Annotated in this window: 24 protein-coding genes; all 24 read left to right on the top strand. The window is 43.9% G+C overall.

Annotation, left to right across the window (positions count from 1 at the left end; translation table 11 throughout):
- Positions 1 to 50: 50 nt before the first annotated feature.
- The 24 genes from spoIVA (at position 51) to trpA (ending at position 21,348) form a co-directional block, all read left to right on the top strand.
- Positions 51 to 1,529: a stage IV sporulation protein A gene (gene spoIVA, locus NV379_RS06490; protein WP_258206474.1), complete on the top strand. Its 1,479-nt coding sequence runs from the start codon at positions 51 to 53 to the stop codon at positions 1,527 to 1,529.
- Positions 1,530 to 1,805: 276 nt separating this feature from the next.
- Positions 1,806 to 2,078 carry a non-specific DNA-binding protein Hbs gene (hbs, locus tag NV379_RS06485; protein WP_258206473.1) on the top strand — a complete coding sequence of 91 codons (273 nt, stop codon included), beginning with the start codon at positions 1,806 to 1,808 and terminating at the stop codon, positions 2,076 to 2,078.
- A 143-nt stretch (positions 2,079 to 2,221) separates the two neighbouring features.
- Positions 2,222 to 2,749, top strand: a complete 528-nt coding sequence (locus NV379_RS06480) for an NfeD family membrane protein (protein ID WP_258206472.1) — start codon at positions 2,222 to 2,224, stop codon at positions 2,747 to 2,749.
- Between the two features lie 26 nt (positions 2,750 to 2,775).
- Positions 2,776 to 4,314, top strand: coding sequence for a flotillin lipid rafts scaffold protein FloT (gene floT, locus NV379_RS06475; protein ID WP_308860260.1), 1,539 nt, complete (start codon positions 2,776 to 2,778; stop codon positions 4,312 to 4,314).
- A gap of 89 nt (positions 4,315 to 4,403) precedes the next feature.
- Positions 4,404 to 4,622, top strand: coding sequence for a trp RNA-binding attenuation protein MtrB (gene mtrB / locus NV379_RS06470; RefSeq protein WP_258206471.1), 219 nt, complete (start codon positions 4,404 to 4,406; stop codon positions 4,620 to 4,622).
- A 285-nt stretch (positions 4,623 to 4,907) separates the two neighbouring features.
- The gene (locus NV379_RS06465; RefSeq protein WP_258206470.1) at positions 4,908 to 5,417 is read left to right on the top strand and encodes a hypothetical protein; all 510 of its coding nucleotides are present in this window, start codon (positions 4,908 to 4,910) and stop codon (positions 5,415 to 5,417) included.
- An 81-nt stretch (positions 5,418 to 5,498) separates the two neighbouring features.
- Positions 5,499 to 6,362 (top strand): heptaprenyl diphosphate synthase component 1, encoded by an 864-nt coding sequence (locus tag NV379_RS06460; RefSeq protein ID WP_258206469.1) that lies wholly within the window; start codon positions 5,499 to 5,501, stop codon positions 6,360 to 6,362.
- Between the two features lie 10 nt (positions 6,363 to 6,372).
- Positions 6,373 to 7,080, top strand: coding sequence for a demethylmenaquinone methyltransferase (locus NV379_RS06455; RefSeq protein ID WP_258206468.1), 708 nt, complete (start codon positions 6,373 to 6,375; stop codon positions 7,078 to 7,080).
- A 21-nt stretch (positions 7,081 to 7,101) separates the two neighbouring features.
- Complete coding sequence (locus NV379_RS06450) at positions 7,102 to 7,971, top strand: UbiA-like polyprenyltransferase (protein WP_258206467.1); 870 nt, start codon at positions 7,102 to 7,104, stop codon at positions 7,969 to 7,971.
- Position 7,972: 1 nt separating this feature from the next.
- Positions 7,973 to 8,605, top strand: coding sequence for a UbiX family flavin prenyltransferase (locus NV379_RS06445; RefSeq protein ID WP_258206466.1), 633 nt, complete (start codon positions 7,973 to 7,975; stop codon positions 8,603 to 8,605).
- A complete protein-coding gene (locus tag NV379_RS06440; protein WP_258206465.1) occupies positions 8,565 to 9,401 on the top strand; it encodes a menaquinone biosynthetic enzyme MqnA/MqnD family protein in 837 nt (278 codons plus the stop codon). Before NV379_RS06445 ends, NV379_RS06440 begins: the two co-directional genes overlap by 41 nt.
- A gap of 23 nt (positions 9,402 to 9,424) precedes the next feature.
- The gene (locus tag NV379_RS06435; RefSeq protein ID WP_258206719.1) at positions 9,425 to 10,402 is read left to right on the top strand and encodes a polyprenyl synthetase family protein; all 978 of its coding nucleotides are present in this window, start codon (positions 9,425 to 9,427) and stop codon (positions 10,400 to 10,402) included.
- Positions 10,403 to 10,493: 91 nt separating this feature from the next.
- Complete coding sequence (gene ndk / locus NV379_RS06430; RefSeq protein ID WP_258206464.1) at positions 10,494 to 10,937, top strand: nucleoside-diphosphate kinase; 444 nt, start codon at positions 10,494 to 10,496, stop codon at positions 10,935 to 10,937.
- A 70-nt stretch (positions 10,938 to 11,007) separates the two neighbouring features.
- On the top strand, positions 11,008 to 11,784 hold the full coding sequence (locus NV379_RS06425) for a CheR family methyltransferase (RefSeq protein ID WP_258206463.1): 777 nt from the start codon (positions 11,008 to 11,010) through the stop codon (positions 11,782 to 11,784).
- A 76-nt stretch (positions 11,785 to 11,860) separates the two neighbouring features.
- On the top strand, positions 11,861 to 12,025 hold the full coding sequence (locus tag NV379_RS06420; RefSeq protein WP_258206462.1) for a hypothetical protein: 165 nt from the start codon (positions 11,861 to 11,863) through the stop codon (positions 12,023 to 12,025).
- A gap of 226 nt (positions 12,026 to 12,251) precedes the next feature.
- Positions 12,252 to 13,412 carry a chorismate synthase gene (gene aroC, locus NV379_RS06415; RefSeq protein WP_258206461.1) on the top strand — a complete coding sequence of 387 codons (1,161 nt, stop codon included), beginning with the start codon at positions 12,252 to 12,254 and terminating at the stop codon, positions 13,410 to 13,412.
- Between the two features lies 1 nt (position 13,413).
- Complete coding sequence (gene aroB / locus NV379_RS06410; RefSeq protein WP_258206460.1) at positions 13,414 to 14,514, top strand: 3-dehydroquinate synthase; 1,101 nt, start codon at positions 13,414 to 13,416, stop codon at positions 14,512 to 14,514.
- Positions 14,514 to 14,879 (top strand): chorismate mutase, encoded by a 366-nt coding sequence (aroH, locus tag NV379_RS06405; protein WP_258206718.1) that lies wholly within the window; start codon positions 14,514 to 14,516, stop codon positions 14,877 to 14,879. The genes aroB and aroH overlap by 1 nt, the downstream gene beginning before the upstream one ends.
- Before the next feature lie 398 nt (positions 14,880 to 15,277).
- On the top strand, positions 15,278 to 16,810 hold the full coding sequence (trpE, locus tag NV379_RS06400; protein ID WP_258206459.1) for an anthranilate synthase component I: 1,533 nt from the start codon (positions 15,278 to 15,280) through the stop codon (positions 16,808 to 16,810).
- A 4-nt stretch (positions 16,811 to 16,814) separates the two neighbouring features.
- On the top strand, positions 16,815 to 17,855 hold the full coding sequence (gene trpD, locus NV379_RS06395) for an anthranilate phosphoribosyltransferase (protein WP_258206458.1): 1,041 nt from the start codon (positions 16,815 to 16,817) through the stop codon (positions 17,853 to 17,855).
- Positions 17,845 to 18,630: an indole-3-glycerol phosphate synthase TrpC gene (gene trpC, locus NV379_RS06390; protein WP_258206457.1), complete on the top strand. Its 786-nt coding sequence runs from the start codon at positions 17,845 to 17,847 to the stop codon at positions 18,628 to 18,630. The genes trpD and trpC overlap by 11 nt, the downstream gene beginning before the upstream one ends.
- A 3-nt stretch (positions 18,631 to 18,633) precedes the next feature.
- Positions 18,634 to 19,338, top strand: a complete 705-nt coding sequence (locus NV379_RS06385) for a phosphoribosylanthranilate isomerase (RefSeq protein ID WP_258206456.1) — start codon at positions 18,634 to 18,636, stop codon at positions 19,336 to 19,338.
- The gene (gene trpB / locus NV379_RS06380; RefSeq protein ID WP_258206455.1) at positions 19,331 to 20,533 is read left to right on the top strand and encodes a tryptophan synthase subunit beta; all 1,203 of its coding nucleotides are present in this window, start codon (positions 19,331 to 19,333) and stop codon (positions 20,531 to 20,533) included. The genes NV379_RS06385 and trpB overlap by 8 nt, the downstream gene beginning before the upstream one ends.
- Positions 20,530 to 21,348 (top strand): tryptophan synthase subunit alpha, encoded by an 819-nt coding sequence (gene trpA / locus NV379_RS06375; RefSeq protein ID WP_258206454.1) that lies wholly within the window; start codon positions 20,530 to 20,532, stop codon positions 21,346 to 21,348. The genes trpB and trpA overlap by 4 nt, the downstream gene beginning before the upstream one ends.
- Positions 21,349 to 21,364: the final 16 nt, after the last annotated feature.

Raw genomic sequence — 21,364 nt, 5'->3', positions numbered from 1 at the left:
ACGTCATGTGGCACTTGCTTCATTTAACAACCTGTAGGAGGGGATCTCAATTGGAAAAAGTGGATATCTTTAAGGACATTGCAGAGCGAACGGGAGGGGATATTTACCTGGGGGTCGTTGGAGCGGTCCGGACGGGGAAATCAACCTTTATTAAGCGCTTCATGGAGTCGGTCGTGCTGCCTAACATCCAGACAGAAACAGAACGTGTAAGAGCGACAGATGAACTGCCGCAAAGTGCAGCCGGTCGAACGATTATGACAACAGAACCTAAATTTGTACCCAATAATGCGGTGCAGCTCGCTGTTGCAGAAGGTTTGAATGTAAATGTTAGACTCGTGGATTGCGTCGGTTATGCAGTTGAAGGAGCGAAAGGCTATGAGGATGAGAATGGTCCTCGTATGATCTCTACACCTTGGTTCGAGGAGCCGATTCCGTTCCAAGAAGCTGCAGAAATTGGTACACGAAAGGTCATACAAGAGCACTCAACACTAGGTGTTGTTGTCACAACGGATGGTACGATTTCGGACATTCCTCGCTCTTCTTATGTGCTTGCCGAAGAAAGAGTAATTGCGGAGTTGAAAGAAGTTGGCAAGCCATTCATCGTGATTGTAAACTCATTGAAACCGCACAATGATCACGCGTTAGAACTGCGTTCGGAGCTACAATCCAAGTACGATATTCCAGTTGTGACAATGAGTGTAGCGACTGCAACTGAGGACGAAATGATCGGTGTACTGCGTGAGGTGTTGTATGAATTCCCAGTTCATGAAGTGAATGTGAACTTACCAAGCTGGGTGATGGTACTTAACGAAAGACACTGGTTGCGCACGCACTTTGAAGACTCTGTACGTGAAACGGTTCAAGATATTCGCCGTCTGCGTGATGTCGATCGCGTTGTATCTCAGTTCAATCAATATGAGTTTATTGATCGTGCTGCTCTAGCAGGCATGAATATGGGGCAAGGTGTAGCTGAGATTGACTTGTATGCGCCAGATGAGCTATATGATAAGATTCTCGTAGAAGTCGTTGGAGTTGAAATCCGAGGTAAAGATCACCTGCTGCAGCTTATGCAGGAGTTTACACATGCGAAGCGTGAGTATGATCAATTTGCCGAGGCGCTGGAGATGGTGAAGACGACCGGATACGGTATTGCACCTCCGACACTCGCTGAGATGGCATTAGATGAGCCAGAACTCATACGTCAAGGTGCAAGATTCGGTGTGAGACTCAAGGCTACAGCACCTTCTATTCATATGATTCGGGTTGATGTAGAGTCAGAATTCTCTCCAATTATTGGAACTGAGAAGCAAAGTGAAGAGCTAGTCCGCTACTTGATGCAGGACTTTGAAGATAACCCACTTAAGATTTGGGAATCGGATATTTTCGGTCGTTCGCTTCACTCCATCGTTCGTGAGGGTATTCAGGGTAAACTTGCGATGATGCCGGATAACGCCCGTTATAAGCTCCAAGAGACGCTTGGACGCATTATTAACGAAGGTTCTGGCGGTTTAATCGCAATCATTTTATAAAGATCAAGAGCTGTTCCTTTGGGTTCACAAAGACCTAAAGAACAGCTCTTTTCTATGCGTAGATGCTTAGTTTCTATTCGTCAAGTCGTCAAAAGGTGCATGACTTTCTTACTATTTCTTGCCTTTTTTTCATAAAATACGAACACAAGCCCTTGAAATTGATGAATGGGTGTATTACTATGAATTTATTCTTTTTATCCTGATGTATATTTTTCATGGAATCGGTGAAAACAGGGAGTAAAAGCTATAACGACTCTTTGGGGGGAGGTGAATTGCATGAATAAATCCGAATTGATTACAAAAGTAGCCGAAATTTCTGAGCTCTCCAAGAAAGACGTGACGAAAGCGGTTGACGCTGTGTTTGAAGCAATTTCCGAAGCACTACAAAACGGTGACAAGGTTCAACTTGTTGGTTTTGGAAACTTTGAGGTTCGTGAGCGCTCTGCACGTAAGGGCCGTAATCCTCAAACAGGTAAGGAAATTGAAATTCCAGCTAGCAAAATCCCAGCTTTCAAACCAGGGAAAGCACTTAAAGACGGTATTCAATAATCCGCTCTTACATACGTAAGCACACAAAAACCGTATCGGGCTTGCCCCGTGCGGTTTTTTCTTTTGTATATTGTTAGGTTTTTCCTATCTTTATTGGCACATTATGGATTAGAATAGAAAGGGGTAGAAAGGAGGCGCTGCTCGTGCTACTTGTTTATTGGAATTTACTTCTGCTCGGTGTTGTGTTTGCGGTTGTGACCTTAATCTTGGGGGAGATAATCGGACATTGGCTGGATAGCTTATCCAATGCGTTTCATGTTGATCATCTTGATTATTTACAACCGGTTGTTGTAATTGGGGGACTGACGTGTCTAGGTGCTATCGGTGTTCTACTCACAAAGTATACGTCTTGGTCAGAGCCATTCATTGGTGTTCTCTCACTTCTCTTTGCTGTTCTTATATCCATGTCGGTGTACTTTGGCTACGTCAAGAAGATGGCCAAGGCAGAAAACTCAATCGGTCATTCTACTGCTGAATTGGTTGGGAAGATTGCGGAAGTATCGGTTCCGATTCCATCAAGGGGTTATGGGGAGATCATCGTGAAAACCGTGTCGGGGTATTCCAATTATCCTGCGATTAGCTTTGAGGGACAGCTGATTAAACAAGGTAACAAGGTTGTGATTGTTGAATTGCGAGGCAGAGACTTTGCAGTCAGTGAGCTCAATCTATAAATACATAGGGAGGTAATACAGTGTCAATGACAGAAGTGTTGGATAATTATTTGACTATTCCGCTTGTAGTAGTTGCTGTATTAGTAATCTTAAGTTTGGCGTTCTGGGCACGTTATAAGACAGTTGGACCCGATCAAGCAATGATCATTACAGGATCGCTACTTGGCAGGAAGAATGTAATGACAGATGAAACGGGACGTAGATTAAAAATTGTTCGTGGTGGTGGCGCATTTCTGTTGCCAATATTTCAACAAGCGCAGCGCATATCATTGCTGTCGCACAAGTTAGACATTGCGACACCTGAAGTGTATACGGAACAAGGGGTGCCAGTACAAGCCAATGGGGTTGCGATCATTAAAGTCGGCGGTTCGATTGAAGACGTGGCAACAGCGACAGAGCAATTCTTAGGAAAGACAGACGATGAACTACGCAGTGAGGCACAAGAAGTGCTTGAGGGACACCTTAGAGCGATATTGGGTAGTATGACCGTAGAGGAGATTTATAAAAACCGTGATGTATTTGCTCAAAAGGTTCAAGAGGTGTCTGCGATTGACTTGAGGAAGATGGGGCTGCAGATCGTATCCTTTACTATCAAAGATTTACGTGACAAGAATGGTTACTTAGATGCACTTGGTAAACCACGGATTGCAGCGGTGAAGAGGGATGCCGAAATTGCTGAAGCTGAAGCGATGCGTGATGCTCGTATCCAGAAAGCAAGTGCAGAGGAACAAGGACAGAAAGCAGAGTTACTACGGGATACGAACATTGCAGAGGCAGAGATGGAGAAGGAATTGAAAGTTGCTGCCTTTAAGAAGGATCAAGATACCGCGAAAGCGGAAGCAGATCAGGCTTATTTCATTCAAGAAGCTCGTGCGAAGCAGACTGTAGTGGAAGAGCAAATGAAAGTTGAGATTGTACGTAAAGAGCGAGAGATTGATCTTGAAGGTAAAGAAATTTTAAGACGCGAGAAGCAGTATGACTCAGAAGTGAAGAAGAAGGCAGACGCGGATCGCTATTCAGTTGTGCAAGCTGCAGAAGCTGATAAAGCGAAGCAGATGGCAGCAGCTGATGCGGATCAATATCGTATTGAAGCAGAAGCCAAGGCACTTGCTGCACAGAAACGTTTAGAAGGATTAGCGATAGCAGACGCAGAGCGTGCCAAAGGTACAGCAGAAGCAGATATTATTCGATTGCGTGGTTTGGCAGAGGCAGAAGCGAAGGAGAAGCTTGCAGAGGCATTCACGAAGTTCGGTGAAGCTGCGATCTTGGACATTGTTGTTAAGATGTTACCTGAACTTGCAGGACGTATTGCAGAACCGATGGCAAATATTGAGAAGTTGACTGTTGTAGATACAGGCGGTACTGGTGGTGGGGCAACCAAAGTAAGCAAGTATGTAACTGAACTTATGGCGACTGCTCCTGATATGTTGAAGAGTGTATCTGGCTTAGATGTTGAGGCGCTGATTCAGAACTTAACTCAAGGTCGCAACAAGCCTGCTGAGCCGAAAGTATATCCGGATATTGCGATTCCAGCAATTGCAGCAGCTAAGGTAGATGAACCGTAAGGTAGTGTAGTTGACTTTCGATTTACTTTCCAGCATCATTAGATCATACAGTCAATCCAACGATACATAAGATCTAGGAGGCTTTTGGAATGGAGAACAATCAAAGCGATTATTTTGTAATCAAAGCTAAAGAGGGCGGCGTGCATGTCATTGGTCTAACTCGTGGGCATGATACACGTTTTCATCATACGGAGAAGCTTGATAAGGGAGAAGTCATGATCGCTCAATTTACAGAGCATACTTCTGCAGTCAAGGTACGCGGTAAAGCAACCCTTTACACGAAATTCGGCATGATCGAGACTGATTAATTATTACGATAAAGCAGGCATAGCCTGCTTTTTCTTTTTGTAAGATGGTGTATAAGCCTTTTGAGTGTGTTCAAAAAGTTAAACGAAGAAGAATGAGGGTGTTGTAGGAGCGTAGCGTTCGCCTTTGAAATCGTGAAAATACCATTTAATAAATTCAGAATTCACGATTGAGACTCAAAGGCTTTCCGTGGAAAACCACTTCGTAAGCATTAAGCACCCTCATTCTTCGCAGTGACCCGACTTTTTAAACATGCTCTTGTTGAGTAGTAGGAGGGAGCCATCGCAATGAAGAATAGGAATAAGTTATATTCGGTGTTAATGATTGTTCTTGTTTCGCATATTTTGGTATTCGGATTGGCATGGCTATTACAGATGAGTAAGCATGACGAGGGCAAAGAAGTCATTCGTATGGTAGATGATACGAACGTGGTTGATTTAGTCGCATCGCTGCCGCTGCAGACTCGTGTATCTTCAGTCGAGCTTCATCATTCAAGCTTATCGCTTGATCTGGTTTTACCGAAGACGATCGATTCGTCGCTCGTATTTCGTGACTTGGCACGTATTAACCAAAGTGCGATTCAGCACTCCTCCAACTTGAATGAGCTGTTTATCCGTGTGCTTGATCCTACCCGAGAAGGTGGGTTACTCCTTGCGGTTCAAATGGATCGAGAAGGTGGGAAAAGCATGCCGGATCAGTTGCAACGAGCGAGCGGAAATGATATAAGGAAAATAATGGACAAAAAATTTCAAATAAAATACACAGATAAATGGTTCCTCAGAAATCCTGCACAATAATTGTGCGAGGTTAGTTATGTTGTGATATAATCGTGAGGATGCTTGAACTGGCACAATAGGCAAAAGGTACGGAGGCTTTCCATGAGTGGTTATCGGATTCCCGAGATAGCAAAACAATATACAGAACACGATATGATTCAGCAGTATATGGACCTGCCCGATTTCCCAGAATTTCGGACTCGTTTGTTATATGCGTTTCTCCCGAAAGACGAAGCATCGCATGCGAGTGGAGAACTCTACACGTTAGTTGCGACCCTTTTGCAAATGGGAATGGATACGCATGATCTTGTTTCTGTATCCAATGATAATAAAGAGAAGAAGGTAGCACGAAACAGACAGCTCAAAGTGCTTGCAGGTGATCTGTATTCAGCGAGATTTTATCAGTTATTATCGGATGCTGGACAGATTGATATGATTGCGAAATTGTCTGCTGCTATTTGTGAAATTAATCGTTTGAAAGTTAGCCTTTACATGAAGATGAAAAACCTAAAACTAAAGTCTGAAGAATACATAGAATTGCTGATCCAGCTCAAAATGCACCTTTTCATCCGTTTTGAATCCATGATTGATGAGAAGTATCGCAAGGATTGGTCAGAAATTTTATTAATGGTTACTCGTTGCGAAGTGTTGCAGCAAGAGCTGTATAAGCAAGAGTCTATCCATGATTATCGCGATAGTTGGGGCTTCTGGTACATTATGCAGCATGGCTCTAGAGATGAGCGCAAATGCGTGCAGATGGAGCAGATGGATTATACGAAGCTGCGTGCGATTGTACACAAATACAATTTGATTTCTCGGATTCGTGAGATGCTGGAAACATCCTCACAAGCGTTAATATCGAAAGTCAATGAATTTGAATCAGAGAGTTTGAAAAGTGAATTAATTCACATCTGTGAGCCATTTCGGCACATAGGAACGAAACCGCTAGCTTGTGAAGAGCTTTAAGGAGAAGAAGATGGAAACGAAGAAAGAGAAGTTTGTACATTCGGTTTTTGAGTCTATTGCACCGAAGTACGATATGATGAATGACATTCTGAGCTTTAGAAGGCACAAGGCATGGCGCAAATTTACAATGAAGAAGATGGATGTACAACCTGGGCAAACTGCGATTGATCTATGCTGCGGAACTTGTGATTGGACGGTTTCTCTTGCACAGGCAAGTGGTACGGGTAAGATTGTCGGACTTGATTTTTCAGAGAAAATGCTGGAGGTCGGGAAACAAAAAGTATTTACTTCAGGTTTAGACAGACAAGTCGAACTCGTACAGGGCAATGCCATGGCGCTACCGTTTGAAGACAACTCGTTCGACTATGCAACGATTGGATTTGGTCTTCGTAACGTTCCTGATTTGGAACAAGTGTTACGTGAGATGAAGCGTGTAGTTAAGCCAGGTGGACATGTTGTGTGTTTGGAATTGTCTAAGCCAACTTGGCAGCCGTTTAAGAGCATTTATTATTTCTATTTCCGCAAAATATTGCCTTTGTTAGGTAAGTTAATTGCGAAGCGATATGAACAATATAGCTGGTTGCCAGAGTCCTTAGTTAGCTTTCCAGATCATAAGCAGTTAGCTACAATATACCGTGAGATTGGTTTACAAGAGGTACAAGCTTACCCGCTAATGAGCGGTATTGCAGCACTGCATATCGGGATGAAACGAAAATAGATTCAGGAGTGTAATGTCCTCATGTGGAACAAAGTTAAAGTGTTTTTAGAGATGATTAAATTCGAACACACCGTTTTTGCTCTTCCTTTTGCGTTTATGGGCGCAATTCTAGGTTCCGTTATTCTAGATGGACACTTACCTAGTTGGGCACAAATCGGTTGGGTTACACTTGCAATGGTTGGCGCACGCACAGCGGCAATGGGAGTTAACCGTGTTGTTGACCGTGTAATTGATAAGAAAAATCCGCGTACTGCGGGCAGAGCGATTCCAGCAGGACTCATTTCCTCGAAGGAAGCTCTGTTTTTTATTGTCGTTTCTTTTGCCCTGCTTTTCTGGGCAACTTCGAATTTGAATGCGTTATCGATGAAGCTATTGCCAATCGCAGTTTTCTGTTTAGTGTTCTATTCCTATACGAAGCGATTTACATGGCTTTGCCATGTCGTGCTTGGTCTAACGATTGCACTCGCTCCAATGGGCGGATGGATTGCCATTACCGGTCATATTACCGGTACGTCACTTATTTTTTATTTTACAATCGCGCTGTGGACAGCAGGTTTCGATATTATTTATGCGTGCCAAGATACGGACTATGATCGTCAGGAAGGGCTGCATTCGATTCCTAGCCGCTTTGGCGTTGCAGCTGCACTGAAGATTGCACGCGTGTTTCACGTATTAACAGCAGTTGGTTTGTTGTGCTTATTCTTTATGACATCCCTTAGCATTTGGTATTTAGTAGGTCTTATCATTTCTTATTTAATCTTGTTCTACGAGCACCGTCTTGTTAAACCGAACGATTTGTCTAAGTTAAACACTGCATTTTTTACAATGAATGGTGTTCTAAGTTGTGTGGTGTTTGTGTTTACTTTTATCGATATTTTGTGGGTGGGTTAATATGCGAGGTTGGGTAGTAGGAATTACAGGTGCAAGTGGAGCGATTTATGGAATCCGGCTTTGTGAAGAGTTATTAAAGCGAGAGATTCCACTTCATATTGTGGTGACTGAAGCAGGTTGGCGTGTATTACGTGAGGAATTAGGTTGGCAAACTTCGCAGCGTAAAGAAGCGTTGGAGGCGCATTTTGCACCATTTGGCGGTACGTATCAATACCACCCAATTGCAGACATTGGTGCAAGTATTGCATCAGGTTCTTTTCGAACGGAAGGGCTAGTGGTAATGCCTTGTTCAATGGGGACACTATCTGGTATATCGCGCGGTGCATCTGACAATTTGCTTGAACGAACGGCGGATGTGATGCTCAAGGAGCGTCGCAGACTGATCTTAGTTCCACGCGAGACGCCGCTTCATGCGATTCACTTGGAAAATATGCTGTCTCTTGCCAAAATGGGCGTGAGTATCATTCCAGCAATGCCAGCCTTTTATCATGGACCGAAGAGCTTGGATGATATTGTTGGTTTTCTAGTAGGTAAAGTAATGGACAACATGGGAATTGATCATCAATTGTTTAATAGATGGGGAGAACAAGCCAATGAACAAGAGAGAGAAACAAATCCACATCGGACGCATTAATTACACGAACGTATGGCCAATCTTTCATAGCTTTCCGCAAGGTGAACTTCGAGACTCTGTTCAATTTATAGAGCAGGTGCCGAGTTCACTTAATCGTGCGATGAAGGCTGGAGAGGTTGATATGGGGCCGATCTCCTCCTTTGCTTATGGGGAGAACTTCAAGAATTACGTGTTATACCCTGACCTTTCAGTAAGTGCACGTGATCGAGTGAATTCGATTCTACTGTTTCACCGCAAACCGCTTGAAGAAATTAAGAACGGACGTATTGCACTAACGAACGCCTCTGCGACTTCAGTTAACCTACTCAAGATTATTCTTCAAAAGTTTTATGGAGGAACACCGACTTATACAACAAGTCCTCCTGTGCTTGAAGAAATGATGGTGGATCACGATGCAGCACTCCTTATTGGAGATGAAGCGATCAGATCGAGCTGGGTTGACAGCGGGTATACCGTCACAGACCTTGGGCAAGAATGGAGAAAATGGACGGGCAAGGGGATGACCTTTGCTGTGTGGGCAATTCGTGAGGACACGATTGAGAAGTATCCGCAGATGGTTGAACAGTTATTCCAAGCTTTCGTACATAGTAAGCAAGAATCACTTGCACATCCGCTTGCAATGGTACATGATGCAATGGCACTGGTAGGGGGAACAGAAGCTTACTGGCTGCATTACTTTGGAAATTTATGCTATGATTTCGGACCAGAGCAGTGGGACGGATTACAGCTTTATTATCAGTATGCGTGGGAACTTGGGTTTTTACCTGAGCAAGTCGAAATGAAATTGTGGTCTTAAAAACGAGTGACATGGGTGAAAGAATGAAACTGACGGACATTTATTCGCGAAAAAAACAAGATATTGACTTCATTGAGAAAAGACTTGAACATGCGATTCATACGGATCAAGCGATTCTGCGTGAAGCTTCCCTACACTTACTGCGGGCAGGGGGCAAACGGATCAGACCGGTGTTCGTACTGTTAGCAGGTGAATTTGGCACCTATGATATTAAGCGCATTCATCATGTTGCCGTATCCTTGGAGCTGCTTCATATGGCATCCCTTGTTCATGATGATGTCATTGATGATTCACCGACGCGTCGTGGACAACAAACCGTACGATCCAAATGGGACAATCGGATTGCCATGTTTACAGGTGATTACATCATAGGGAAAGCTCTTCATGAGCTGACTCATTTCTCGAGTCCAGTTATGCACCAAGTGATGTCTAATGCGATTATTGAGATGTGTATCGGTGAGATGGAACAGATCCGTTTCTTCTTCGAACCGAATCAGCGTGTTAGAGACTATTTGCTGCGTATCAAAAGAAAGACAGCGCTGCTAATCGCAGTCGCGTGTCAACTAGGAGCTCTTGCGGCAGGTGCATCTGAACAAGTTGCACGTAAGCTCTATGACTTTGGCTATTATGTTGGTATGGCATTCCAAATCCGTGATGATATCTTAGATCTCTGTGGAACGGAGAAGCAGATCGGGAAAGCACCTGGTAGTGATATCAAGCAAGGGAATGTTACGATTCCTGTGCTCTATGCGATGATGGAAAGCCCTGTACTTAATCGCGCAATTCGCTCGGAGTTAGAACGAATTCAAGCGGCAGACGGTCAGACGGATGTGTCGTACATTTTGGAAATGATTCGTACTTCTGATGCAGTTAAACGTACAGACAAATTAGCTCAATTTTATATTGAAAAAGCAATTCGTGTATTGCAAGATTTACCGGATATTAAAGCACGTAAAGAGTTCGAACAAATTGCTCATTTTATCGGCAATCGATCGTATTAATTTTCTGTGAACTTTATTGTCTCTTAAGCGTTTTCATAGTATAGTAATTAAGATATTTTAATTTACTGACAATGGGGGCAATTCAAAGATCATGGAAAGAACATATTTGATGGTAAAGCCAGATGGCGTGCAACGTGGATTGGTTGGAGAAATCGTGAAGCGTTTAGAGGGTAAAGGTTTTCAACTAGTTGGTGCTAAATTAATGAACGTATCCAGAGAGCAAGCGGAGTATCACTACTCTGACCTTTCTGAGAAACCATTCTTCGGTGAACTTATTGACTTTATTACATCTGGTCCTGTATTCGGAATGGTATGGGAAGGCGATCAAGTTATTGCCCTATCCCGTACTTTGATGGGTAAAACAAACGTACTTGATGCTGCACCAGGAACAATTCGCGGCGACTTTGCATTACATACTGGCATGAACTTGATCCACGGATCTGATTCACCGGAAAATGCAGAAAAAGAAATCAACAACTTCTTCAAACCAGAAGAAATTCTTGATTACAACCGTGCAATTCAAGCTTGGGTGTAAGAACCAAAGATACAAGGTACAAGGTCAGAAGCCTTGTGCCTTTTTCTTTTTTAGTAGAGGTGGATAGCGAATGGACGACAAAGATTATACGTTGTTTATTGAAGGGGTTAAATCGTTTACGGGTATTGATCTAGCTCAATATAAAGAAGCCCAAATGAAGCGAAGACTCACGACACTGCGGACAAAAAAAGGGTATGCCAGCTTTGCGTTATACCTAGAAGCATTGAAGAAAGATAAGCTACTTCTGAATGAATTTCTAGATCGTATGACGATCAATGTCTCGGAATTTTGGCGGAATCCGAATCGATGGGAAATATTAGAGAAGCGTTTCTTACCCGAGATGTTGGCTAACAATCGACGATTGAAAGTATGGAGTGCAGCATGTTCGACAGGTGAAGAGCCATATACGCTTGCCATGATTCTGGCGGAGCAGGGTGCGCTGAAGGATTCGAAGCTTATCGCAACAGATATCGATGATAATGTGTTGGAAAAAGCACGTGTTGGTCAGTATATTGATCGAGCTGTTCGTGATGTACCTCCTGCGTATTTGAAAAAATATATGATTGAGCAGGGCGTACACTATACCGCTAGTGAGGAACTGAAGCGGGGCGTGACGTTTAAGAAACAGAATTTGCTGTTAGATACATTTGAAACAGGATTTGACTTGATCGTTTGCCGGAATGTCATTATTTATTTTACAGATGAAGCGAAGACGGAATTGTTCCACAAATTTGCCCGCGCACTTCGCCCAGGCGGAATCTTGTTCGTTGGATCGACAGAGCAGATATTCTCACCTGGTGTATATGGATTTGAACCCGCTGAAACTTTCTTTTACCGAAAAAAGTAAAAAAGTAAAGTAAACGTATAAGCTAATCCATTCATTCCCATACTAATGATAAATGCATAAATTAGGGAGTGTCAGAATGGATAAACGCAAGGTCATCTTAGCTTATCGTCGTGGTTTTATAACGATACAAGAATGCGCTCAAATTATGGGTATTGATTCGATGCAGATTATGAAAATTATGAATGATCCTACACTGGCTGAGCCACTTCGGGGAAGTTCGATTGAAATTGTGCACGGCTAAATAATAAAACATCGACACGCTCAGGTCTATTGACGAAGGCGTGTTTTTTGTTGTAGATTTATAAGTTATAAGTTATCAGCAGAGCTGATCGAATAGAAGTTTATCTAATGCTTGTTGTCAAACGATATGTCCTATACTATAATATGCACATGTAATTAGCACACCAAAGCGCTAAAGCGTAGGGTGAGAATTGAAGATCGGGTATAAGGGAAAAGGGGAGAAAACCATGAGATACTTAACAGCTGGAGAAACGCACGGACCACAACTGACTGCAATTATTGAAGGAATGCCGAGCAATGTAGAAATCGACTTCGAACAAATTAATCATCAGTTACATAGAAGGCAGAAGGGTTATGGCCGCGGACGTCGTATGCTGATCGAGAAAGATACAGTGAACATTGTTGGCGGTGTTCGTCATGGGAAGACGACAGGTGCTCCAGTTGCACTTGTAGTTGAGAATAATGACTGGAAGAGTTGGACGAAGATCATGAGTGTCGAACCCATAGAAGATGGGGATGCGAAGCGCCGTGTGAATCGTCCCCGTCCAGGTCATGCTGACCTAAATGGCGGCTTGAAATACAACCAGAAAGATATGCGCAACATTCTAGAGCGTTCTTCGGCACGTGAAACAACTATGCGTGTAGCTTGCGGAGGAGTAGCTAGGCAACTTTTGGAATTGTTCGGCATTAAGCTTGCTTGCCAAGTGATTCGTTTAGGTGAAGTTGTAGCGAAGCGTGAAGAGATGCCAATTGATGATCTAATTCGCATTACAGAGGAATCTCCACTTCGTGTAACAGATAAAGAAGCAGAAGCTGCGATGATTACTGCAATTGATGAAGCGAAGAAGGATGGCGATACACTTGGTGGTATCGTGGAAGTGATCGTGGAAGGCGTACCTGTTGGACTTGGCAGCCATGTACAGTGGGATCGCAAACTTGATGGAAGAATTGCACAAGCGGTTGTATCTATTCAAGCGTTCAAAGGCGTGGAGTTCGGAATTGGTTTCGAAGCAGCAGAGCGTCGTGGTTCGAATGTGCACGATCCGATTGTATACTCCGAAGATGGTGGATTCAGAAGATCATCCAATAACGCGGGCGGGTTTGAAGGTGGTATGACAACAGGTGAACCGATTATTGTTCGCGGTGTAATGAAACCAATCTCTACGCTCTACAAGCCGCTTCCAAGTGTCGATATTGATACGAAAGAACCGTTCACTGCACAAGTGGAACGCTCCGATACATGTGCGGTGCCAGCAGCAGCAGTCATTATGGAGAATGTGATTGCATGGGAAGTGGCACAAGCGTTCATGGAAAAATTCGGTGGGGATTCTGTAGAGGAAATCCGTAACAACTTAAGCCAATACCTAGCTCAAGTGGAGAGCTATTAATATGTTAGAGTTACAAGTTGATTTGGGACAAAGGTCGTATCCGATTTATATCGGAGAAGGTTTGTTGTCAGACGCTGCTTCCTACTTAGAAGGGCGTAATATTAGCAAAAAATCATCTCTTCTTATTGTTACTGATGAGCAAGTCGCAGCAAGCGGCCATTTGGGACTAGTTGAGAATAGTTTGCGCGAAGCGGGATATCGCTTGGTATCCCATATCGTTCCATCTGGTGAGAAGTCAAAGTCATTGTCTATTTTCGAAGAGATCATTACAACGGCTTTGGAAGGTGGATTGGATCGAAATTCCTCTGTGATCGCATTAGGTGGTGGTGTTGTAGGGGATTTGGCAGGTTTCGTCGCAGCAACATTTATGCGCGGTGTGAAATTTATTCAGATGCCCACAACGATTCTTGCCCATGACTCTTCTGTCGGTGGGAAAGTAGCCGTAAATCATCGAATAGCGAAAAATATTATTGGTGCATTCCATCAGCCCGAGTTAGTCTTGTACGATGTTGCAACGCTGCGTACTTTATCGCCGCGCGAGATTCGTTCAGGCTACGCTGAAATGGTAAAGCATGGGCTTATCTGGGATGCACAGTTCGTCACTTGGTTAGATGAGCACGCAGATAAGTTGTTAGCGCTAGATACAGAGTCGCTGCAATATGGCTTGCACAAGGGTTGCCAGGTGAAGTCTTATGTGGTTTCTCAAGATGAGCGTGAGAATGATTTGCGTGCGATCTTGAACTTGGGTCATACGATCGGTCATGCACTTGAAGCGGTTGCAGGTTATGGTGAGCTATTGCATGGGGAAGCCATATCTATCGGCATGGTTGGAGCAGCGAAGCTTGCGCAGCGACTAGGATTTTCGAAAGAAATCGAGCAAGTAACAAGAGCATTGCTTGCGAAATTCGAATTGCCTACACAATTGCCGGATCACTTTAATTCGGATCTGCTCATGGAAGCGATGGCGCATGATAAGAAGTTCAAGGAAGGCAAGATGGTATTTGTCATTCCAACAGAAATCGGTAAGGTTGAAGTTAATCGTAATGTGTCCTCGGAGTGGGTACGTGAAGTAATCGAACAATTGAAGGAGGAACAAGCATGATGGTAGTCAGAGGCATACGTGGTGCGACGACAGTTGAGTATAACGATGCAGATGAAATGTTAACTGCGACTAATGAACTATTGAATGAAATTGTGAAGAACAACAATACGGATCCGAAAGATATTGCATCTGTCTTTATTACAGTAACTAGCGATTTGAATGCAACTTTCCCGGCAAGAGCGATTCGTTCAATGGAAGGTTGGGAGCTTGTGCCGCTGATGTGCTCCGTTGAGATCGAGGTAGATCATGCATTAGCGCAATGCATCCGATTAATGGTGATGGTGAATACGACCAAAGAACAGCATGAAATCCATCATGCTTACCTGAACGGAGCAACTGTATTACGCCCTGATTTGTTAAAATAAGTAATTGACAGTCCGTGGTAACCAGTATATAGTGAGTCTAAGTTTAGCAGAGTGCAAGAGCAGGTTAGTTAAGTAAGATCTAGTAGAGTTTAGTGAAGATGAGTTTAGATGAGATGAGCAGAGTGTGCGGCCAGACGTGAGGGGAGAGCCTTTATCGTTAGTGGCGGTTATACCATGCGGTATAGACGGGAATTTAAGCATAGGAACACATTTCATTCGTGAGGTGTGGGACTTTATGTGTATTTCGTATACATGTATGCTTAGTTCGTGCTACCCGCAGTGCTTCTTACTATAACCATCAACATCAACCTCTACGAGTCGTAGAGGTTTTTTTGCGTATACATGTTTGAAACAAGTGGAGCTTTAAGTTCAACTTTTAGATGAGGAGAGGGTTAGGGATGAGTAGAGCAGAGCTAGCGAAAGTATTGGAATTGTCAGAGGCATACAATCTAATTCCGATTGTGCGGTCTGTGCTTGCAGATACGGAAACGCCGATTCGGTTATTTCAACATTTTTATGAAGAGGATCGAGCCTTTTTACTTGAAAGTGTGGAGGGCGGTGTGAAATGGGCGCGGTATTCCTTTATCGGTCGAGACCCGTTTCTGATGATTAAGGCAAAGAACGGCACTACACAAATCAATTTCAAATCAGAGACGAGAATGACTTCGGAAAAGCCAGTTGATGTCATGAAAAATTACTTGAATGCGTATCGTTCACCTGCATTACCTGAGTTGCCAAGGTTTACTGGAGGTGCAGTTGGATTTTTCGGATATGACCTGCTTCAGTATTATGAAAAACTTCCGAAACACCGTATTGACGATTTGAACATGAACGATATGCAATTTATGTTCTGCGATCAAGTTATTGTGTTCGATCATTTTAAACAGCAAATTAAAGTCATTGCGAATGTTCATATCCCAGAGAATACGACAGTTGAGACCATAACCGCTGCATATCATCAAACTTGCGCCAAGATGGAAGCTACAGTGGCAGATTTGAAGAAAACGACACCGCCATCTGCTATGACACATGTCCCAATTGCTGAGGATGTAGAGCTAGGAGAGGTTCGTTCCAATGTCACGAAAGAGCAGTATATCAGCAATGTGGAGCGAGCGAAGGAGTATATTCGTGCAGGGGACATTTTTCAAGTGGTGTTGTCACAGCGGTTTGAAATCACAACAGATGTATCGCCACTTCAAGTGTATCGTGTACTGCGCACAATGAATCCATCACCTTATATGTATTATCTCAAGATGGATGATGAAATTATTGTAGGCACTTCACCAGAACTTCTTGTTCGCGTGGAAAATGAGCGTGTTGAGACGATGCCGATTGCGGGTACTAGACCAAGGGGGAAAACGCAAGAAGAAGATCAAGCTTATGAGGAAGAGCTACTCAATGATGCGAAGGAACGTGCTGAGCATTTGATGCTCGTTGACTTGGGTCGTAATGATCTGGGAAGGGTTTCTGATTTTGGTTCAGTTCGATGCGATACATTCATGGATATTCAGCGCTACTCTCACGTGATGCACATCGTCTCGAACGTATCCGGCAAGCTTCGCAAGGACAAAGAGTTCTTCGATGCTTTTCTATCCTGTATGCCAGCAGGGACTGTATCTGGAGCGCCGAAGCTGCGGGCGATGGAAATTATCGCAGAGATGGAGAATGAAGGCCGCGGTCCGTATGCAGGAGCGATTGGGTACTTAGGATTCTCGGGTAACCTAGACACTTGTATAACGATTCGAACGATTATTTTTAAAAATGGAAAAGCGTATGTGCAAGCAGGTGCAGGCATCGTAAGTGACTCTGTACCTGAGATGGAATATGAGGAAACGATCAATAAAGCAAAGGCGCTACTGACTTCGATTCGAATTGCAGAAGCGATGTTCATCGGTGATCGAGACGAGCAATTAGTGGGAAATGGAGGTTAAGGCGATGGAGAAACAATTCACAATTGGAGAAGCGATTGCGAAGGTGATTGGCGGCAGTCATTTAAGTCGGGAAGAGGCGCGTGCTGTGATGGCAAACATCATGGATGGGGAGGCAACTTCTGCTCAGATTGGCGGATTGCTTACTGTACTTCGAATGAAGGGTGAGTCAATCGATGAAGTGACTGGCTTTGCAGAAGTGATGCGATTGAAGGGGATGAATCTTCCCACTGAACAGCGCAATTTGCTTGATACGTGTGGAACAGGTGGAGATGGAGCAGGTACATTCAATATTTCGACAGCTTCAGCGCTTGTAGCGGCTGCTGGTGGCATTCGGGTGGCAAAACATGGGAATAGAGGCATGTCCTCTCGAAGTGGCTCTGCGGATGTCTTGGAAGCTCTAGGTGTGAACATTTCCTTGTCCGGTCATGAGTCTGCTGCTTGTCTGGATCAATTGGGTATCTGCTTCATGTTCGCGCAGCAGTATCACGAGTCGATGAAGCATGCGGCAGGACCGCGTCGTGAGCTTGGTGTTAGGACGGTGTTCAACTTACTGGGACCTCTGACGAATCCTGCAGGAGCAGATCGCCAGCTGCTCGGTGTGTTTGATCGTAATAAGACAGAACTGCTAGCTCATTCACTAAGAGAGTTGGGATTACGTCGGGCTCTCGTCGTGTCCTCACTAGATGGATTAGATGAAATCTCAATCTCAGCACCTACGAAGGTAACGGAGTTACGTCATGGGGATATTCACACGTATGAGATTTCACCAGATGAATTAGGGCTTCGAACATATTCGCTTGCGGATGTAAAAGGTGGGGATGCGGCTTACAACGCTGCCATTATCCATAATGTGTTTGCAGGGGAACACGGCGCATATCGCGACATCGTGCTCGCCAATAGTGGAGCTTGTTTCTTCGTCACAGGGCTTGCAAGTTCAATCCAAGAAGGGATTAAGCTTGCAGCTGATATTATTGACGAGGGAAAAGCGGCACGTAAACTGCAACAACTAATCTCATTTACAGGAGAATACAGCCATGTTTCTTGATCGAATCGTAACAACAAAATTAGCAGAAGTTGAACAATTACGCTTGAAACTGTCGCCAGCAAAGGCAGAGCAGCAAATTGCAGAGATGAAGTCATGTCTAGGATTTGAAGCAAAGTTAACTTCGCGAGTAAATCGTCCGATGGGACTTATTGCCGAAGTGAAAAAGGCATCGCCATCCAAAGGACTCATTCGTGAACAATTTCATCCCATTGAACTTGCTGAATCTTATGAGCGTGCAGGCGCAGATTGTATATCGGTACTCACAGATGTGGATTATTTTCAAGGAAGTAATGCGTATTTAGAGGTCATTCGCAAGACGGTAAACATACCGCTGCTGCGCAAAGATTTTACAATTGATCCCTTGCAAATTTATGAAGCTCGTATGCTCGGGGCAGATGCAGTACTGCTCATTGCAGCCATTCTAAGTGATGAACAATTGAAATCGTATTTGAGTTTGAGTCGTGATCTGGGTATGGATGTGCTAGTTGAAGTTCATGATCGTTCAGAGCTAGAGCGGGCACTGGAATTAGATGCAACGTTAATTGGGATCAATAATCGAGATTTACGGACTTTCGTTACCGATTTGAAAACGACAGAAGAGTTGATCGCACACATTCCAAGTGACCGCACAGTTATTAGCGAGAGTGGGATTACAGGGGCAGCAGACATCGGGTATTTACAGCAAGTAGGTGCTCACGGGGTGCTCGTTGGCGAACATCTCATGCGTCAGCAATCTGTCGAAGAGGCTGTTTATCAATTGGTGGGACGGTTATAGCCGATGAAACCTACAATAAAAATATGTGGACTTCAGGGCGTTGAAGTGCTAAAATCTATTCAATCATTACCCATTGATCAAATTGGATTTGTATTTGCACCGAGTAAACGGCGAGTGACGAAGGAAATTGCTGGCGAGATGATCGCATTCTTAAATCAAATGAGAGAGCAAGAAGATCGTCGAACGCCTCTAACAGTCGGTGTATTCATGAATCCAACGCAAGAGGAATTGACACAAGTTATGGAGCATGCTTCGCTTGATGTCATTCAACTTCATGGTGAGGAATCGCCAGATTTGTGCAAATGGGTTAAACAGAAGTTCGGTGTACAAGTGTATAAAGTGATTTCGATCAAAGGGGAGCATGCAGAGTTAAGTGTAGATGCTCCTTTGTCAAAATCATTTCTTGCAAGATTAGTTAGCTATGTTGGTGTTATTGACGCCTTGCTGCTTGACACGCATGATCCGGTATATGGTGGAGGTTCTGGGCAAGTATTTCGCTGGGAGCTGATTCCGAGGTTTACGGAGTGGGCGAAGCATGCAGGTGTGAAGTTAATCGTAGCTGGTGGACTGCATCCCGATAATGTGCGGATACTAGTGGATGCGTACGAAATAGATGGTGTCGATGTATCAAGTGGAGTAGAAACCGATGGACGGAAAGATATAGAGAAAATAAAGAAATTCGTGGAGAGGTTGAAGACTAATGACTAAAGTACCTGATGAACATGGTCGATTTGGGAAATTCGGTGGGAAATATGTACCTGAAACATTAATGAATGCCTTACATGAGCTCGAAGAAGCGTATCGCAAGTATGCGGTTGAGCCTGATTTTATCGCAGAAGTGAATCAGTTGTTGAAGGAATATTCCGGTAGACCGACGTCACTTTATTATGCGAAGCGTCTGACGGAGCAACTAGGTGGAGCCAAAATTTACTTAAAGCGTGAAGATTTAAACCATACCGGTGCACACAAGATTAACAACACAATCGGTCAAGCCGTACTTGCCAAAAGAATGGGCAAGAAGAAAGTGATCGCTGAGACGGGAGCAGGACAACATGGTGTTGCAACCGCAACAGTAGCGGCTTTGTTGGGGCTCGAATGCAAGGTATTTATGGGTGAAGAAGACATGCAAAGGCAAGAATTGAACGTCTTCCGCATGAAACTTCTGGGTGCAGAAGTAATTCCTGTGACAAGCGGGTCACGCACACTTAAAGATGCGGGTAATGAAACTCTTCGTTACTGGGTATCGCATGTACATGATACGTTCTATATTCTAGGTTCCGCGGTGGGTCCTCATCCGTATCCAATGATGGTTCGTGACTTTCAGCGCGTGATCGGAGATGAGACAAGAGCACAAATTTTGCATAAAGAAGGTCGTCTTCCTGATACGGTTATTGCGTGTGTAGGCGGTGGATCGAATGCGATTGGTATGTTCTATCCGTTTATCGAAGATCAAGACGTTCGATTAATCGGTGTGGAGGCTGCTGGTAGAGGGATTCATACGGAAGAACATGCTGCCACGATTACCAAAGGGACGCATGGTGTGTTCCAAGGGTCAATGAGTTATTTGCTCCAAGATGAATATGGTCAGGTGAAAATTGCTCATTCGATTTCAGCAGGTTTAGACTATCCAGGTATTGGACCTGAGCATGCTTATCTTAACGATACTGCACGTGCTGAATATGTACCGATTACAGATGCAGAAGCCCTTGATGCGCTGCAATTACTCTCTCGTACAGAAGGTATTATTCCTGCGCTAGAAAGCGCCCATGCCATTGCGCATTTACTAAAAGTCGCACCAACGATGTCTCCAGATCAACTCGTAATTGTGAATCTGTCCGGTCGTGGTGACAAAGATGTAGCAGCGATAATGGGTTATCTTGCAGAAGGAGGGGATGCGCTATGAGTAATAATCGTATTGATGCCATTTTCGCAAGCTTAAAGGAGCAAGGTCGTAGTGCACTCATTCCTTTTTTAACAGTGGGTGACCCATCTGCTAATCATTCCGTTGCCATCATACATGAACTTGAACAAGCAGGCGCGGATCTCATCGAGTTAGGGGTTCCTTATTCAGATCCACTCGCAGATGGGCCTGTAATTCAAGCATCATCTGAACGTGCACTTAAGAATGGCATTACGCTGTTAGATTGTCTGGAAGTAGCGAAACAAGCAAGACGCGAAGGATCACAGTTGCCGTTTATTCTCTTTACTTACTTTAACCCTGTTCTACAACTTGGACTTTCTTCTATTTTCCAAAAAATAAAGGAAAGCGACATTGAAGGTATTATCATTCCAGATCTACCGTATGAAGAAGCGGGAGAAGTACGAGAGATCGCTAAGCAATATGGTGTTCATCTAATACCACTTGTGGCACCAACTTCCAATGATCGTGTTGCTAAGATTGTGGGTAACGCATCAGGATTTATATATTGTGTATCATCATTAGGCGTCACAGGTGTGCGGTCTGAATTCCACAGTGGGATTCATGAGTTTATAGAAAGTGTCCGTCGTGCAACAAAGTTGCCGATTGCAATAGGTTTCGGGATCAGTTCACGTGAGCATGTTGCCCAATTTGAAAAAGTGTGTGAAGGTGTCGTTGTTGGCAGTGCACTCGTTCGTAAGATCGGAGAGCTAGGTGAGGGCTTACAATCCGATAACCCACAGACTAAATCTTACAATCTCTTGCAAATTCGCGATTTTGTGGCACAATTAAAACAATAATTTTCAAGCGCTTGGT

This window comes from Paenibacillus radicibacter (assembly GCF_024721995.1).
In the GTDB taxonomy this organism is placed as follows: domain Bacteria; phylum Bacillota; class Bacilli; order Paenibacillales; family NBRC-103111; genus Paenibacillus_AM; species Paenibacillus_AM radicibacter.
The sequence above is the reverse complement of the archived record's forward strand: the minus strand, read 5'-3'. Positions and strand labels throughout refer to the sequence as shown.

Excerpts from the sequence above, each read along its gene's own strand:
- NV379_RS06435 (WP_258206719.1), top strand. The coding sequence starts at position 9,425 with ATGAAACTGACGGACATTTATTCGCGAAAAAAACAAGATATTGACTTC.
- NV379_RS06445 (WP_258206466.1), top strand. The coding sequence starts at position 7,973 with ATGCGAGGTTGGGTAGTAGGAATTACAGGTGCAAGTGGAGCGATTTAT.
- mtrB (WP_258206471.1), top strand. The coding sequence starts at position 4,404 with ATGGAGAACAATCAAAGCGATTATTTTGTAATCAAAGCTAAAGAGGGC.
- trpC (WP_258206457.1), top strand. The coding sequence starts at position 17,845 with ATGTTTCTTGATCGAATCGTAACAACAAAATTAGCAGAAGTTGAACAA.
- trpA (WP_258206454.1), top strand. The coding sequence starts at position 20,530 with ATGAGTAATAATCGTATTGATGCCATTTTCGCAAGCTTAAAGGAGCAA.
- NV379_RS06460 (WP_258206469.1), top strand. The coding sequence starts at position 5,499 with ATGAGTGGTTATCGGATTCCCGAGATAGCAAAACAATATACAGAACAC.
- hbs (WP_258206473.1), top strand. The coding sequence starts at position 1,806 with ATGAATAAATCCGAATTGATTACAAAAGTAGCCGAAATTTCTGAGCTC.
- NV379_RS06450 (WP_258206467.1), top strand. The coding sequence starts at position 7,102 with ATGTGGAACAAAGTTAAAGTGTTTTTAGAGATGATTAAATTCGAACAC.
- ndk (WP_258206464.1), top strand. The coding sequence starts at position 10,494 with ATGGAAAGAACATATTTGATGGTAAAGCCAGATGGCGTGCAACGTGGA.
- floT (WP_308860260.1), top strand. The coding sequence starts at position 2,776 with ATGACAGAAGTGTTGGATAATTATTTGACTATTCCGCTTGTAGTAGTT.
- NV379_RS06465 (WP_258206470.1), top strand. The coding sequence starts at position 4,908 with ATGAAGAATAGGAATAAGTTATATTCGGTGTTAATGATTGTTCTTGTT.
- NV379_RS06440 (WP_258206465.1), top strand. The coding sequence starts at position 8,565 with ATGAACAAGAGAGAGAAACAAATCCACATCGGACGCATTAATTACACG.
- NV379_RS06420 (WP_258206462.1), top strand. The coding sequence starts at position 11,861 with ATGGATAAACGCAAGGTCATCTTAGCTTATCGTCGTGGTTTTATAACG.
- trpB (WP_258206455.1), top strand. The coding sequence starts at position 19,331 with ATGACTAAAGTACCTGATGAACATGGTCGATTTGGGAAATTCGGTGGG.
- trpD (WP_258206458.1), top strand. The coding sequence starts at position 16,815 with ATGGAGAAACAATTCACAATTGGAGAAGCGATTGCGAAGGTGATTGGC.
- NV379_RS06455 (WP_258206468.1), top strand. The coding sequence starts at position 6,373 with ATGGAAACGAAGAAAGAGAAGTTTGTACATTCGGTTTTTGAGTCTATT.
- NV379_RS06425 (WP_258206463.1), top strand. The coding sequence starts at position 11,008 with ATGGACGACAAAGATTATACGTTGTTTATTGAAGGGGTTAAATCGTTT.
- NV379_RS06385 (WP_258206456.1), top strand. The coding sequence starts at position 18,634 with ATGAAACCTACAATAAAAATATGTGGACTTCAGGGCGTTGAAGTGCTA.
- trpE (WP_258206459.1), top strand. The coding sequence starts at position 15,278 with ATGAGTAGAGCAGAGCTAGCGAAAGTATTGGAATTGTCAGAGGCATAC.
- aroC (WP_258206461.1), top strand. The coding sequence starts at position 12,252 with ATGAGATACTTAACAGCTGGAGAAACGCACGGACCACAACTGACTGCA.
- aroB (WP_258206460.1), top strand. The coding sequence starts at position 13,414 with ATGTTAGAGTTACAAGTTGATTTGGGACAAAGGTCGTATCCGATTTAT.
- aroH (WP_258206718.1), top strand. The coding sequence starts at position 14,514 with ATGGTAGTCAGAGGCATACGTGGTGCGACGACAGTTGAGTATAACGAT.